The following is a 15,560-nucleotide window of genomic DNA, read 5'->3' as shown; positions in this document are numbered from 1 at the left end:
GGGGGCGCTCTTTAGTTTTATATGGAAGTGGTTTTTTTGGCGTTTGTACTTCTTTAATCGCGCGCAAAATGGCTCTAAAACCGGTTTATGGGGTAATTTTTGGTTTACCCCGTTAAAACCACTCTCACCCCTTGAAGCCTGACCCCTTGAACCGACCAAATCGCGTGGGCAGACTCGACGGGGCCCCGTCAAGCCGGCAAGTTTGTCGCGTGACCACCATTCAAGCTCGTCTCGCGGCCGCCCTGAGCCGTCGCTACCGCGTCGACCGCGAGCTCGGAGCCGGTGGCATGGCCACCGTCTACCTCGCGCACGACCTCAAGCACGAGCGCGACGTCGCCATCAAAGTGTTGCATCCGGACTTGGGCGCGGCGCTCGGCGCCGAGCGCTTTTTGAGTGAAATCAAGACCACGGCCAAGTTGCAACATCCGCATATTCTGCCGCTGCTCGACTCCGGCGCGGCCGACGGCCTGTTGTACTATGTCATGCCCTACGTGCGCGGGGAAACGCTGCGCGCGCGCCTCGAACGCGAGCGCCAGCTCCCGCTCGAGGACGCGCTCCGGATAGCGCGCGAAGTCGCCGGCGCACTGGATCATGCGCACAAGCAAGGCATCATCCACCGCGACATCAAGCCGGAAAACATCCTGCTGCAGGACGGCGCCGCCGTAGTCGCGGATTTCGGCATCGCGCTCGCCGTGCAAAGCGCCGGCGGGCAACGCCTCACCCAGACAGGCCTCTCGCTCGGCACCCCGCAGTACATGAGCCCCGAGCAGGCCACCGGCGAACGCCTGATCGACGCGCGCAGCGACGTGTACGCGCTGGGCGCGGTGACATACGAGATGCTCGCGGGTGAGCCGCCGTTCAGCGGCCCCACTGTGCAAGCGGTGGTGGCGCGACTGCTGGCCGACACGCCGCGCTCGCTTGCGGCGCAACGCAAAGCCGTGCCGCCGCACGTGGAAGCGGCCGTCATGCGCGCGTTGGAGAAAACGCCCGCTGATCGCTTCGCGCAGGCCGCCGCATTCGCCACGGCGCTCGAAACCTCGTCAGCTCGCGCGATCTCACGCGTCGAGCCCCGCGCGAGCAGCTCGTCGAACCCCCGCCGCTTCGCGACCAGCGCGCTCGTCGGCATCGCCGCCACAGCGGTAGCATGCGCGGGCTGGTGGATCGGCCAGCGCTCATCGACAGGGAGTGGCAGTGACGGTCGCCTCGTGGCCGATCTCGCGATGGGCGGAAAAAGTCGACCAACCCTTGGTGTGACGCTCTCGCCGGACGGCCAGGTCGTGGGCATCGTGGGGCCAGACTCGACCGGCGTGCGCGTCATTCGCCTGCGTGAACTGTCCAGCGAGTCAGCCCGCATCGTGCCGGGTTCTCAGGGTGCCGAAGCGTTTGCGTTTTCTCCCGACGGAAAGTCGTTGGCATTCGTGGGCGCGGGCGGCACGATTCGGCGAATGTCCGTGGAAGGCGGCCCCAGCACCGTCATCGCACCACAGCCAGGCTCGTTCCGAAACATGCTGTCCTGGGGCGCCGATGATTGGGTGTACTTCACGCAGAGCAGCGGCGCGCTCTCCCGGGTAAGTGCGTCAGGGGGAGCCGCCGAATCCATCACCTCCCTCGACAGCGCGCGTCACGAGTTCAGTCACTGGGATCCGCAGTTGCTGCCCGGCGGTAAGAAGTTGCTCTTCTTCAGCTACGCGTTTCCGGCCGACTCGTCGCGCGTCGAAGTCGTCGACCTGACCACGCATCGTCGGCACACGCTGATCCGCAACGCGTTTTTTCCGCGGTATGTGGCGGGCGGATATCTCACGTTCATCCGCGATGGCGTCGTGATGGCCGTCCGGTTTGATGCGAGCTCCCTGCGCGTAAACGGGGAGCCGGTTTCCATCCTCACCAACGTGGCATCGGAGCAATCGGCGGGAGTGTCAGGGTACACGATATCGGACGGCGGGACGCTGTTGTATCAGCCGCAGTCCGACGTCGATGTGCCGCAGCTGGTGCGCGAGATATCACGTGATGGGCGCGATGGCGAACTGGTGACGGTCACCGGTCGCTGGGCGGAACCACGCATCTCGCCCGACGGGCGCTATCTCGCGCTCACGCAGGTCGGTCGATTGCCGCAAATCTGGCTGCTCGATCGTAGCCGCCGAGTGTTCAGTCAACTCTCGCACGGCGCTGGTGCGAGCTTTTCGCCGAACTGGGCGCCGGACAGTCGCTCGCTCAGTCATCTCACGGAAACGCCGGTCTTCGATGTCGTCCGCACCCCCGTGGATGGGTCGGCGGTCGATACGCTGCTGCGCAGCGCCATTGATAAGCTGCCGACCAGCGTCGGGCCGGACGGTCGCTCGTGGGCGTTCGAAAGCCAGGGTCAGCTGTTTGTCGTGAACGGAAGCGACGCGCCTCGTGCCGTCGCCGTCAACGGCAACGGGCGCGGTACTCCTGTCATCTCGCCGGATGGCCGATGGATCGCCTACGCCGAGCGCGCAGCGGTGGGCGCATCCGAGATCTATGTGCAGAGCATGACCACTCCGGCCCGTCGTCAGCTGTCCTCGGGCGGCGGTGGGCAGCCCCGCTGGACCAAGGGGGGACGTGAACTCGTCTATCGGCAGGGCGACGCCGTACTGGCATCACCGTTCGATCCCGCGATTGGCGAGCCCGGAGTATCGGTCGAGCTGTTCCGCAGGCCGAGCGCTGGTCAGGTGTACGGCCTCAGAACCGCCGGCTTCGACGTGTCACCCGATGGGCAGCGGTTCTTTCTCGTCATTCCGCAACAGCAGGAGCGCGCCTCCACCGTCAGGCTGGTGCTGAATTGGCGGCGGGATCTCGAGCGCGCGTTGGGCCGGTAGCTCCGACAGCGTTCAAAACGTATTCAAGGGGTCGGAGTCGTTGAACTGAGTCGATGCACTCCGTTCCGTTCACCAGCCAACTAGTACATGTCTACACCATCAGATCCCCGGGGCCGTCCTCGATCAGCCGCTCGCCGCCAATGGCCTCACCGCGGAGACGCGTCTGTGTCGGGAAGCGCTGTACAGCACGCTGCGCCCGGTCGACGCCGCCGGTCAGTTTCGTCTCGCCGCGAACGCGGAACCCAGTGAGTCCGTGATCAATATCTACGGCGCTGGACACATCGTGCAGGCCCAATCCACCGGCATCGGCCTGGCCTTCGCCGAAATCGCGCGGCCGAACTGGCACGAGACGATGGAACTCCGTACGCTGCGCGCCGACGCGAGCAGTGCTGCACTACCCGATGCGCATGGGGGGTGGAAGTCCGGCTGGGTGATCTGCCGGATCAAGGCGCGTTGGTATATCCGGTGAAGTCCGTCACGGTGGAGCGTGCCTGGGTTTGCACGATGCCAGCTCACGTGGTGCGCGTGGTCTGAGCGGTGCAGCGTTCGCTCGCTCGATGTTTGCCGTGCAAGCGAAGACCGGGATGGTGAAAGCCATCACATGCTGTTTACCGCCGCCGGCGCGTTGCTGGAATTCGACGACGGCGGCATCGCGGCACTGGAGCGAGTGGCCGCGCGGGTGAACGAGCGCATGGAGAACATTCGCGTGCGTCGGTAGCACACGGTGATGACGACGCTGTTGGAGGCCGTTCCGTTCGAACACCCCGACCGTGGGACGGACGCGGTAATCGTTGATGCCGTGATGGTGCGGGAGAGGCTGAAAGCCATCAGCGAAGATGAAGATGTGCGGAAGTGCAGCGTCTAGCCGACGCGTGGCCCACAGGTACAGCGCCCGCCGAGTAGACTCGGCGCGCCGCAGCGCGTAGCGTTCTATTGCCACTCGCTGACGCACCCGTGACAGCACGCCGTACCGTGTGCGTATGCCCAAGACCCGTCCCACCACGAGGACCGCTGCGATGCCCCCAGCGCCACTCTCCATCACCGCGGAACAGTTGTACGCGAATCCCGTGGCACGCGCGCGCACCGAGTTGCTGCGCGGCCGGATCCTCGTGCACGAGCCGGCGGGTTGGACGCATGGAGACGTCGCTGCGCGCATCCTGGTGGCGATCAGCGAGCACCTCACCGCTGAACGCCGCGCGAACGGATGGCCGTCGCCGCGTGGCCGCGTCGTCGCCGCCGAAACCGGCTTCACGCTGTCGCGCAGCCCCGACACCGTGCGCGCCCCCGACGTGGCCTACGTGCGCATGGACCGCTGTCCCACGCAGCCACCGGCCGCGTTCCCCGAGTTCGCCCCCGATGTCGTGGTTGAAGTGCTCTCCCCGTCCGACTGTGCCGCCGCCGTGCGCGAGAAAGTGGACGACTGGCTCGCCGCCGGCACGCTGCTCGCGTGGGTGGTCGATCCGGCGAGCCAAACAGCCCGCGTCTACCGCGCCGACGGCAGCGAATCCCACGTGGCCACAACCGAGGCGCTCCACGGCGAAGACGTCCTCCCCGGGCTCCACCTCGCGCTCGCCGACCTGTTCGACTGAGCGCCCCACAAAACGCTTGACAGCCGCCACCGCTGGCTGCACTTTGTTGTGTCGGCGAACAAAGATGGTCCCTCCTCCGTCGCCGACCGCACCGCTCTCCCGACCACCGCCCGGTGGAAGAGGCCCCTCCATGCGCCTAATGCCGAAGCTGGCTGCCCGCTCCGCGCGGGTCCGTCGCTTGTCCGTGCTCGCTACCCTGTTTGTTGCGGTGGTCGCGCCCGCAACCGCCCGCGCCCAGATGCCGCGCATCGAAGTCCGCAACGATGCCGCCGGCTCGCGCATTCAGGTGAATGGCACCGACATGCTGCTCCGCGGCGTGAACTGGGACTATTTCCCGATCGGCACCAACTACTCCTACAGTCTCTGGACACAGCCGGACGACGTCGTCAAGACGGCCCTCGATCGCGAAATGGGGCTGCTCAAGGTCATGGGCGTCAATGTCATCCGCCAATACAACGGCGTACCCCCGCGTTGGGTGAAGTACATCTACGAGCAGCACGGCATCTACACCGTGCTCAACCACGCCCTCGGTCGGTACGGCACCACCATTAACGGCGTCTTTCAGGCGCAGACCGACTACTCGGATCCCAAGGTGCGCCGCGCGCTGACGAACGAAGTGCTCGCCATTGTCGAGGAATTCCGCAGCACGCCCGGTGTGCTCATGTGGCTGCTGGGCAACGAGAACAACTATGGCCTCTCCTGGAAGTCCGCCGCCACCGAGAATCTCCCGGCCGGTGAACGCGACGCGGCGAAGGCCACGTATCTGTATTCGCTCGTTGGCGAAGTCACGCGCGCCATCAAGGCCAAGGATGCCTCGCGTCCGGTCGCGTTTGCCAACGGCGATCTGCAATACCTCGACATCATCGCCAAGGAAGCCAAGGGCCTCGATGTCTTCGGCACCAACGTGTACCGCGGCGCGTCGTTCCGTGATCTCTTCGATCGCGTGAAAACGTCGATGGGCATTCCCGTCATGCTCACCGAGTTCGGCGCCGATGCCTGGAACGCGCGCGACATGCGCGAAGATCAGCTCTCGCAGGCCAAGTACCTCCTCGCGCAGTGGCAGGAAATTTACGAGCAGACGGCCGGGCACGGTCGCGCCGGCAATTCCATCGGCGGCTTCACTTTCCAGTGGACCGACGGCTGGTGGAAGTTCGGCCAGGAACTGCGCCTCAACGAGCACGACACCAACGCCTCGTGGTCCAACGCGGCCTACGGTGATGACTACACCAAGGGCGAGAACAACATGAACGAAGAGTGGTGGGGCATCGTCGCCAAGGGCCCGGCCGACTCCAAGGGGCAGTTCCCGCTCTATCCGCGCGCGGCCTTCTACGCGCTGCAGCAGGCCTATCAGCTCGATCCGTATGCCACGGCCAGCAGCACCGCCAAGATCGCGTCACACTTTGCCGCGATCAATCCGGCCGATGTAGAGCTTCGTGCCCGCGCCGATCGGGCCGCGCTCACCGGTGAAGGCACCAGCCGCATCACGGTAAGCGGCTTGCGCATGGAACTGCAGACGTTCAACACCGGCGGCTCGAAAATCAGCACGCCCAAGGTGGCCGACGCGGCCTCTACGTTGTACCCGTCGTTCCAGGGTTTCGATCGCATGGAGTCGTTCTACGCCGACATCACCGCGCGCCCCAGCGAATCCTTCTCGGCCACGCTCTCGCTCAACGTGCTTGGCAACGTTCCCGGCAATCCGATCGATCAGATCTTCTACGAGAATCGTGGCCGTCCGCGCAATGTCCTCACCGACGGCACACCGCTTCGACTGAATGGCATCGACCGCCTCGCCGTGTATCGCGCCAGCGTGTCGTGGGATGATCGCAACTTCCGCCTCGATGGCTTCTATCGCACGGGCCACTACCACTGGGGCTACGAAGGCGACTTCTTCGGCCTCTATCGCGAAGCGAACTACGGCAAGAACATCGACATCTACAACGGCAACGCGCCCGCGGGTGTCGAGTTCACGGGTAAGCGCAAGCTGGCCGGCCTGAAGCTCGCGTTCGGTCCGGAGCTCTGGTGGGGTGCAAATCCCACGGCCATCGCGAAGTACGGCCGCAAGGTCGGCGAGACGTACATCACGGCCATGTACCAGGAAGACGTCGCGAAGCTGAATGCATCGGCCAGCAACAGCTCCTTCGCGATTCCGATCCCGCAAACGCGTCGCGCCACGTTGCACTTGGCCGACACGATCGCCGGCTTCGGTGTGGAAGCGGGTGGTATCTGGGCCGGTGCCACGCGCGTCGGCGTCCCGTTTCAGATCATCGACTACTCCGGCGGCACCACGCGCGTGCTGCAGGACAAGATCAAGGACAGCGACGCCTTCGGTGGCAAGGCGCGCATGACCTACTCGAAGGGTCGCTACAACTGGTACGCCCAAGGCGCCATCATGGGCCTCGTGGCCGACGGTGGACCGACCTCCGTGCAGACGTTCACTGGCTGGAGCCTCAAGGACACGGGCCTCAACAATCAGTGGAACACGATCTCCGGTCTCTCGGCGCGCTTCGGCGCCTTCGAAATCGCCCCGAACTTCCTGTATCAGAAGCCGATCGTCGGTCCCGTGCCGTTCGACACGCCGGCGCCCGGGCGTCCGCGCAATGTGGTCGATGATCCGTTTGCCGTGCGCGCCAATCGCGAGACGTATGGCGCTGAGTTGCTGCTCACGTTCGACCCCACGCCGGCCACCTGGATGTACGCCTGGGACAGCGACATGCGTGAGGACGCGCGTTTCGCCGCCAACGTGGGGTACGTGTACCGTCGCCTGCCCACCACGATGGACGCCGCGATCGGTATCCTCGGTGACGGTCGCACCACGTTCCCGTTCCCCGGTGCCACGCCGGCGCGCAGCCTGTATGAAGTGCGCTCGCGCATTGTGTCCAAGGTGGCCAGCGATGTGCGCCTCATCGCGAATCTCTACACCGGCACCGCCGAGCCGAACGGCAACGATCCGCGCTTGCTGCATCGCTCCGGGGTGGATGTGCGCATGGTGAAGCAGCATATGAAGGTGATGGCGGCCGCGAAGCTCAACGACTGGGGTCCGTTCGACTACCACCGTGACTTCAACCTCACGTTCCCGAAGCAGCTGCTCACCGACGTGTCGTACGCGATCGGCACGCCGCAGTGGTGGGACTTGCCGGAAACGAAGTTCGGCGTGCGCGGTACGTGGCGCGCTCTCGACAAGTACTCGCCGCGGTTCTGCCCGGAGCGTGTGCCCGACCTCACCACCGGCGTTCCCACCTGCGATCCCACCGCGCCGGCGAAGAACGGCTCAGAGTGGGAAATCCGGACCTATCTCACCGTGGCCTGGTAGCGCCGGCTGGTGTCAGAACTGCTGTCCACCGCGCTGTCCGTCGACGCACGCATCACCGAACTGCTCGCGCAGCTGTCGATCGAAGAGAAGATCGGACAGCTGCAGCAGGTGCAGGGCGGTGGCGGGCAGGTGTCGGCCGACCTCGCGCAGGCCATTCGTGATGGGCGCGTCGGGTCGGTCATCAACGAGGTGCACGTCGATACGGTGAACGCGCTGCAGCACATCGCGGTGCACGAATCGCGTCACGGCATTCCGCTGTTGATCGGCCGCGATGTGATTCACGGATTTGCTACGGTCTTTCCAATCCCCCTCGGGCAGGCCTCCAGCTGGAATCCCGACGCCGTCGCGCGTGGGGCGCGCGTGGCCGCCACGGAAGCGGCGGCCTGTGGCGTGAATTGGACGTTCGCGCCGATGATCGACATCGGTCGCGATCCGCGTTGGGGGCGCGTGGCGGAAGGCTTCGGTGAGGACCCGTACCTCACCGGCGTGCTCGCCGCGGCAGCGGTGCGCGGATATCAACGCGCCGACCTCACGGCACCGGATGCCATCGCCGCCTGCGCCAAGCACTTCGTCGGCTACGGCGCCAGCGAGAGTGGCCGAGACTACAACACCACCAACATCGCGCCGCGCGAGCTGCGCGATGTGCACTTGCCGCCCTTCCAAGCGGCGGTGCAGGCGGGTGTGGCGTCGGTCATGACGTCGTTCAGCGACATCGACGGTGTTCCCGCCAGCGCGAACGGGCCGCTGCTTACCGGCGTGTTGCGCGATGAATGGGGCTTCGATGGCCTCGTGGTCAGCGACTGGGATTCGATTCGTCAGCTCGCGATCCATGGGCTCACCGCCGACGATCGCGGCTCGGCGCACGAAGCGGCGATCGCCGGCGTCGACATGGAGATGGCCAGCACCACATACGCCGACCATCTCGCTGATCTCGTACGCGATGGACTGGTGCCCGTCGACCGGCTCGACGCGATGGTGGCCAACGTGCTGCGCATGAAGCTGCGGCTCGGTCTCTTCGAGCGCTCTTCGACCGATCCGAGCACATTCCCGGTCGCCGGGAACGTCGCGCATCTACTGGCGGCGCGCGAAGTGGCGCAGGAGAGCATCGTGCTGCTCCGCAATACGATGCACGACGGCGAGTATCTGCTGCCGCTCGCCGCCGGCGCACTGCGTCGTATCGCCGTGATCGGACCGCTGGCCGATGACCCATACGAGCAGCTCGGCACCTGGATCTTCGACGGCGACGCGCAGCACAGCCGCACGGTGCTCAGCGCGCTGCGGGAGGCGCTGCCCGACTCTGTGCAGGTCGACGTGGCGCAGGGTGTGCCCAACACGCGAAGTCAGGACACGAGTGGATTCGACGAGGCGGTGCAGGCCGCGAGCCATGCCGATGTTGCGGTGCTCGTGCTGGGCGAGGAATCGATCCTGTCGGGCGAAGCACACTGTCGGGCTGACATTTCCCTTCCCGGCGCCCAGGAAGCACTGGTAGAGGCCATTGTGGCCACAGGAACGCCCGTCGTGCTGGTGGTCATGGCCGGTCGTGCGCTGGCCCTCGAGCGCATCGCGCATCGTGTGCACGCGCTGCTGTATGCCTGGCATCCGGGATCGATGGGTGGAGCCGCCATCGTGGACCTGCTGTTCGGCGCCGCCTCGCCGTCGGCTCGCTTGCCCGTCACGTTGCCGCGTGCCACCGGACAGATCCCGATCTACTATGCGCACAAGAACACCGGAAAGCCGGCCACGCCCGAGTCGGTCGTGTCGATGCACGACATCCATCCGCGCGCGCCCCAGCTGTCGGTCGGCAACACGTCGTTCCATCTCGATGTCGATCCGTCGCCCCTGTATCCGTTCGGCTTCGGTTTGACGTACACCTATGTCGAATATGAGGCGCCGTCACTGCGCCTCGCCGATGTGCCACTCGATGGCACCGTCGAGATCAGTGCCACGCTCACCAATCGAGGCGCGCGCGCTGCCGACGAGGTCGTGCAGCTTTACGTGCGCGACCTCGTGGGCAGTGCTACGCGCCCGGTGAAAGAGCTCAAGGGCTTCCAGCGTGTACACCTCGCCGCAGGTGAGCGACGCACCGTGCGCTTCTCGTTGCCTATCGCGCAGCTCGCCTTTCACGGCCGCGATCTCCAGCGCGCGGTCGAGCCCGGACGTTTTCAGGCCTGGATCGCTCCGCATGCTGGCACGACGACGTCCGTGGAATTCTCCGTGCACTCCTGATGCTGTTCTCTTTCTCACTCTCATGACCACCATGACGCGACACGAGATCGTGGCCGAGCGCGCTGAGTCGCTGCTGGCCCGCATGAGCCTCGCTCAAAAGCTCGGACAGATGATCATGTCCGAACGAATGGCCACCACGCCTGACGACGTCCGTGACTTCCACTTGGGCTCCGTGCTCAGCGGCGGCGGTTCCGCGCCGGGCGCGAATACCGTGAGCGATTGGGTCGCCATGAACGACGCGTACTGGGCCGCCTCGATGTCGGAGGCGAACGGCCGCTTGCCCATTCCGCTGCTTTATGCGGTCGATGCGGTACACGGTCATGCTAACGTGCTTGGTGCCACGGTCTTTCCGCACAACATCGGCCTCGGTTGCGCGCGTGATCCCGAACTCGTTGAGCGCACGGCGCGCGTGATGGCGAAGGAAGTACTGGCCACCGGCGTGGACTGGACGTTTGCCCCCACGCTGGCCGTGGCGCAGAACATCCACTGGGGCCGCACCTACGAGAGCTTCTCGGAGGATCCGGCGCTCGTGGCCTCGTACGCGGCGGGATATGTGCGCGGCGTGCAGCACGACCTCGGTACCGATGGCGTGATCGCCTGCGCCAAGCATTGGGTCGGTGACGGGGGTACCACGGCGGGCAACGATCAGGGAGACACGGCGATCTCGCAGGAGGCGCTCGAGCGCACGCACATGTCGCCGTATTATCCGGCGCTCGAAGCGGGTCTGCTGACCGTGATGGCGTCGTTCAACAGTTGGAACGGCGACAAGTGCCACGGGCATCGCTATCTGCTCACCGACGTGCTCAAGGGACGCCTTGGCTTCGATGGGCTCGTCGTGTCCGATTGGGACGGCGTCGACTACCTGCACGAGGACTACGGCACCGCCATCGGCATGGCCGTGAATGCCGGCATGGACGTGTTCATGGTGTCGCTGGAGTGGAAGCGCTGCCTCGAGCTGTTGCAGCAGCAGGTCGAAGCCGGCATCGTACCGATGTCGCGCATCGATGATGCGGTGCTACGCATTCTTAGTGTGAAGCTTCGCTTTGGGCTGTTCGAGAAGCCACGGCCGGCCGAGCGCGCATGGTCGAAGAGCGACAGCTTTGGCAGCGCCGCGCATCGCGACATTGCCCGCGAGGCCGTGCGCAAGTCGCTGGTGTTGCTCAAGAACGAGCACGCGCTGCTGCCGTTGTCGCGCGCGGCGCGCATTCTCGTGGCCGGCAAGAGCGCGCACAATCGCGGGCACCAGTGCGGCGGCTTCACGGTGGCGTGGCAAGGCGAAACTACCAATGACGCAATCGTAGGCGGCACATCAATCTGGGAAGGCATTCAGGCCCTCGCCCCGATGGCGGCGCTCGACGTAACCGGTGCGTCGGCCGATCCAGCGCACCATGACGTGGCCATCGTCGTGATTGGCGAGAAGCCCTACGCCGAAGGGATGGGGGATCTACGCTTGGGTGGACGGGTCGAGAAGGGTTCGCACAACCCGGCGAAGCCACACAATCTGGCGCCCTACGGCAAGTCGATTGAACTCGCGCAACTGCACCCGGAAGATCTCGCACTCATCACCGCGATTGCGTCCAAAGGCATATCGGTCGTCACCGTGTTCGTGGGCGGACGTCCGCTCGTGGTGAACGCGGAACTCGATGCCTCGCAAGCGTTCGTCGCGGCGTGGCTGCCTGGCTCCGAGGGACAGGGTGTCGCCGATGTCCTGCTCGGCGACTACCCGTTTCACGGCACCTTGTCATTTACCTGGCCGCAGAGTACGGCGCCGTCGTACAAAGACGAGGCGCCGCGTTTCGCCCGCGGCTACGGAATCACGACGGGCTGATTGGCCAGCCCACGGCGCCGCTCGAGTTCCTGGCGGACGTCGTGGGCCTTCTCTTCGGTGATCGGATAGCCGGAGATTGCCCAGATCGCGATGCCCGAGGCGATGAACGGCACGAGTACGTCGCAGAGCCTCAGCAGCACAAGCGTGCGTGGCGTCTGCGCGCCGGCCAACGCCACATCGAACCCGGTCCAGTTCACCAGAAATCCACCGCCGGCAAGCGCCGCTGCCATGCCGACTTTGACCACCCACCAATAGATCGAGCCGAACATACCCTCACGGCGCTGCTTCGTCTCCAGCTCGTCGCAGTCGACGACATCGGCGATCATAGAACCCATCAGGGTAAACAGTCCGCCCAGTCCGAAGGCCATGAGTGGCGCCGGTAGCATGACCAACCACGGTCGGCTGGGATCGTAACAAAACCACTTCACCGCGTAGCCCACCATCGACAGACCGGTCGACACATAGAACGCCCGCTTCTTGCCGATCTTCGTGGCCAGCCAAGTGATGAAGAAGATCACGGCGAACGTCGAGACCGCACCGAGGGTGCCCGCGTAGCCGGCGTACTCGGCCCCGCGCTCCTGGTTGCCGCCGAACACGTAGTAGATGATCACGTACGATTGGAACGACGAGATCATGATGAAGCCGTTGAACACCAGAAACGTCGCGATGCAGAGCTTCAGGAACGGTCGCGACTGCAGCGTTGACTTGCAGCCGGCGATGAACTCGATCGTATGGTGCTTGGTCGACTGCCAGAGACTCGTGCGGGCCTGGCGCGCCGCCGTCGCGGATTCCGTCTCCGGCTCGTGAACGAACCGCTCGCGCAGGAAGATCGCCGGCAAGATGCCCACACACGCGGCCACGATGCCGATCGTGAGCGCCAGCGAGCGCGCGCCTTCGGTCGGCGTCGAGAACCATGGCTTGTGGGTCATGATCCACAGGAACCACGGCGACACGAGGTACGCGATCTGTCCGATGAAGTTCTGCACGCCCATGAGACGTGTCCGTTCGTGATAGTCCGGCGTGAGCTCGTAGCCCAGCGCGACCCACGGCGCCGCAAAGATCGTGTAGGCCACGTAGAACAGATTCGAGCCGATCACGAAGTACCAGAAGTAGAACGACTCGGTCTTGCCAATCGGCATTGCCCAGAGCACGGCGTACGAGACGCCCGAGAGAATCGCACCAATGAAGATGTACGGGCGCCGTCGCCCCCAGCGCGACCGCGTCTGGTCGGAAATGAATCCCATCAGCGGATCGATCAATGCGTCGGTCGCGCGCGGGATCGCCCCCGCGATGCCAACGAGGGCCGGGTTCATGCCGAATCCGAGATTCAGAATGATCATCATGCCGCCGATCGCTGCCGCCAGCAGGTTGTTCACGAAGGCGCCGAGGCCGTAGGCGATTTTGCGCGAGAACGCGATGCGGTCTTCCGGACGCGTCGGATTCGAGACGGCGATACCGCCCTTCGTGCCCAGTCGCGTATGCCACGCAGACACGGCGGCGCGCGCCAGCCCGCGTAGCGTGAGCGGCTCGCTCACTTGGCCACCTCGTACACGCGAATCCAGTCAACGACCATCGCCTGCGGGAACGTGGTGATCGCATCCGGAGCGCCCACGAAGTTGCCGCCCACCGCCACGTTCAGAATGATGAAGAACGGCTTCTCGAAGACCCACGGACCCTTCACATCCGCCGGCGTGGAGGTGAAGTACTTCTCGCCATCGATGAAGTGCTCGATCTTCTCGGGCGACCACTCCACGGCGTACACGTGGAAGTCGTTGTCGAGGCGCGCGAGCGTGAGCGTCTTCGCTTTCGAGCGAGCCGCGCCACCGGAATACCCTGGGCCGTGCAGCGTACCGATCACCGTACTCGGCTCCTGGCCGCGATACTCCATGATGTCGATCTCGCCCGTCTGCGGCCAGCCGACCGTTGGAAAGTCGGTACCGAGCATCCAGAAGGCGGGCCACATGCCGCGACCGCGCGGCAGCTTCATGCGCCCCTCGATGCGGCCGTACTTGAAGGACTGCTTGCCGAGCGTGATCAAACGCGCCGATGTGTACTGACGGCCACGATACGGTTCGCGTCGCGCCGTGATGACGAGGTTGCCGCTACCGTCAAGTGACGCGTTCGATGCACGATCGGTGTCGTACTCGAGTTGCGCGTTCCCCCAGTCCTCACCCACGTCGAACTTCCAGTTGGCCGTGTTGGCAACTTGTCCCGCCGGCCCACTGAAGTCGTCCTCCCACACCAACGTGCGGGCAGGGGCTTCAGTGGAGGACGAACAGCCGACGACAGAGCAGACGAGGACAGCGGCAATGACACGACGCATGGCAGGCGGGGTTAGGGCGACGGAGCCTGGGTGGGAAGAAGAGACTTTGGGTCCTGCAGAACCGCATCGAGTAAGAGAGTCGCGGCGCCGATGGCGATGGCGCGATCTCCGAGCGTGCTGACGTGAATTTCCGACGACGCGACGGCACTCACGAACGTCCGTCGCAACACCGTCTCGCGAATCGGGACCAGCACCTGCTCGCGCAGCTTCGGTAATCCGCCACCAAGAATGACGGCGGCAGGGTTGAGCAGATTCAGCATACCGGCAATCACGGCGCCGATGTGTTCCGCGGCTTCGTGCACGACGCGCGACGCGAGCGGATCGCCCGCCTTCGCTGCCGCTTCCAGCGAGCTCGTGGTGATCTCGCCGGCGGCGAAGTCGCTCGAGGGATACTCCGGAGCCAACTCCATTGCGCGCGTCACCAGTTCCTGTGATCCGACGTACGTCGTGAGACAGCCACGGTTCCCGCAGATGCAGGGATGGCCGTGCACGTCGATGGTGACGTGGCCAATCTCACCGGCCACGCCCCCTGCGCCACGATAGATCCGTCCACCGATGAAGTGGCCGGCGCCGATACCGGTGGCGATCTTGATGAACGTGAAGTCGGACAGCCCTCGCGCTGCTCCCCACCAGTGCTCCGCGAGCGCGCCAAGATTCGCGTCGTTGTCCAGCAATACCGGTACGTCGTATTGCGCGCTCAGCGACTCGAGCCCGTGCCGTCCATCCCAGTTCACCATGGCCAGCCGCGACACGCGCTCCGGATGACGCGGGTCCATCGGACTCGGCAGCGCCACGCCGATTCCCAGCAACGGTGCGGTGTCCACGTCGATCATGGCAAGGCAGGCGTCACAGAGCCGCGCGATCAGCTGCCGGGTACCGTCAGCGTCTCGGTGCACCGGAAACTCCTGATGCTGCCAGGCACGCACGCGACCACGCAGGTCGGTCAGCACCACAGACACATGCGACGCACCGACGTCAACACCAAGCAGCGAGAACGCGTCGTACTGGAACCTGAGCACGATCGGCCGACGTCCTCCGCTCGAGGCGCCCACGCCTGCCTCGGCCACGAGGCGGGTCGGCAACAGCGCGTCGATGATCTCCGAGACGGTGGAGCGCGACACCTCCAAGCGCCGCGCGATGTCGGCGCGTGAAATATGCTCCTCGTCCCAGATCAATCGCAGGATCGAGGTGGCGAGCGGGCGGGGGCGGCGATGCTCGCCTGCGCCGACATCGAAGAAGGCATCGTGCTCCGCCGCGCCGGCGTGCGGATTCCGATCCTCGTCTTCGGCGCGCTCGGCATCAGCGATCTCGACGGCGTGTTCGAGTTCAATCTCACGCCGACGATCTCGACACCGACCGCCGCGCTCTCCCTCGCCGCCGCAGCGAAGAAACACGCAAAGACCGGAGGGCGGGGCCCGGCGCCAGGACCGCTGCACTGCCATCTGAA

The 15,560-nt window shown here is 65.2% G+C and carries 11 protein-coding genes; 8 read left to right on the top strand and 3 right to left on the bottom strand.

The window, feature by feature from the left end; translation table 11 throughout:
- Positions 1-209 precede the first annotated feature (209 nt).
- The 7 genes from RMP10_RS02690 (at position 210) to RMP10_RS02660 (ending at position 11,790) form a co-directional block, all read left to right on the top strand.
- Entirely contained in the window at positions 210-2,837 is a 2,628-nt protein-coding gene (locus RMP10_RS02690) for a protein kinase (protein WP_310568931.1), read from the top strand.
- A gap of 253 nt (positions 2,838-3,090) precedes the next feature.
- Positions 3,091-3,306: a hypothetical protein gene (locus tag RMP10_RS02685; protein ID WP_310568930.1), complete on the top strand. Its 216-nt coding sequence runs from the start codon at positions 3,091-3,093 to the stop codon at positions 3,304-3,306.
- Positions 3,307-3,564: 258 nt separating this feature from the next.
- Positions 3,565-3,702, top strand: coding sequence for a hypothetical protein (locus RMP10_RS02680; protein WP_310568929.1), 138 nt, complete (start codon positions 3,565-3,567; stop codon positions 3,700-3,702).
- 115 nt (positions 3,703-3,817) lie between these two features.
- The gene (locus RMP10_RS02675) at positions 3,818-4,426 is read left to right on the top strand and encodes a Uma2 family endonuclease (protein WP_310568928.1); all 609 of its coding nucleotides are present in this window, start codon (positions 3,818-3,820) and stop codon (positions 4,424-4,426) included.
- Positions 4,427-4,556: 130 nt separating this feature from the next.
- Positions 4,557-7,736: a glycoside hydrolase family 2 TIM barrel-domain containing protein gene (locus RMP10_RS02670; RefSeq protein ID WP_310568927.1), complete on the top strand. Its 3,180-nt coding sequence runs from the start codon at positions 4,557-4,559 to the stop codon at positions 7,734-7,736.
- 9 nt (positions 7,737-7,745) lie between these two features.
- Entirely contained in the window at positions 7,746-9,962 is a 2,217-nt protein-coding gene (locus RMP10_RS02665; protein ID WP_310568926.1) for a glycoside hydrolase family 3 N-terminal domain-containing protein, read from the top strand.
- A gap of 22 nt (positions 9,963-9,984) precedes the next feature.
- Entirely contained in the window at positions 9,985-11,790 is a 1,806-nt protein-coding gene (locus RMP10_RS02660) for a glycoside hydrolase family 3 protein (protein ID WP_310568925.1), read from the top strand.
- Here RMP10_RS02660 and RMP10_RS02655 read toward each other — a convergent pair.
- From RMP10_RS02655 to RMP10_RS02645, 3 genes are all read right to left on the bottom strand, one after another.
- Positions 11,769-13,244, bottom strand: coding sequence for an MFS transporter (locus RMP10_RS02655; protein ID WP_345785769.1), 1,476 nt, complete (start codon positions 13,242-13,244; stop codon positions 11,769-11,771). The two genes, RMP10_RS02660 and RMP10_RS02655, sit on opposite strands and share 22 nt — an antisense overlap.
- A 77-nt stretch (positions 13,245-13,321) precedes the next feature.
- Positions 13,322-14,113, bottom strand: a complete 792-nt coding sequence (locus RMP10_RS02650; RefSeq protein WP_310568924.1) for a glycoside hydrolase family 16 protein — start codon at positions 14,111-14,113, stop codon at positions 13,322-13,324.
- Positions 14,114-14,124: 11 nt separating this feature from the next.
- On the bottom strand, positions 14,125-15,288 hold the full coding sequence (locus RMP10_RS02645) for an ROK family transcriptional regulator (protein WP_310568923.1): 1,164 nt from the start codon (positions 15,286-15,288) through the stop codon (positions 14,125-14,127).
- Between RMP10_RS02645 and RMP10_RS02640 the strand changes: the two genes are divergently transcribed.
- The coding region (locus RMP10_RS02640) for an alanine racemase (protein ID WP_310568922.1) at positions 15,268-15,560 on the top strand (293 nt) is incomplete at its 3' end. The two genes, RMP10_RS02645 and RMP10_RS02640, sit on opposite strands and share 21 nt — an antisense overlap.

Source organism: Gemmatimonas sp., from assembly GCF_031426495.1.
GTDB lineage: Bacteria > Gemmatimonadota > Gemmatimonadetes > Gemmatimonadales > Gemmatimonadaceae > Gemmatimonas.
The sequence above is the reverse complement of the archived record's forward strand: the minus strand, read 5'-3'. Positions and strand labels throughout refer to the sequence as shown.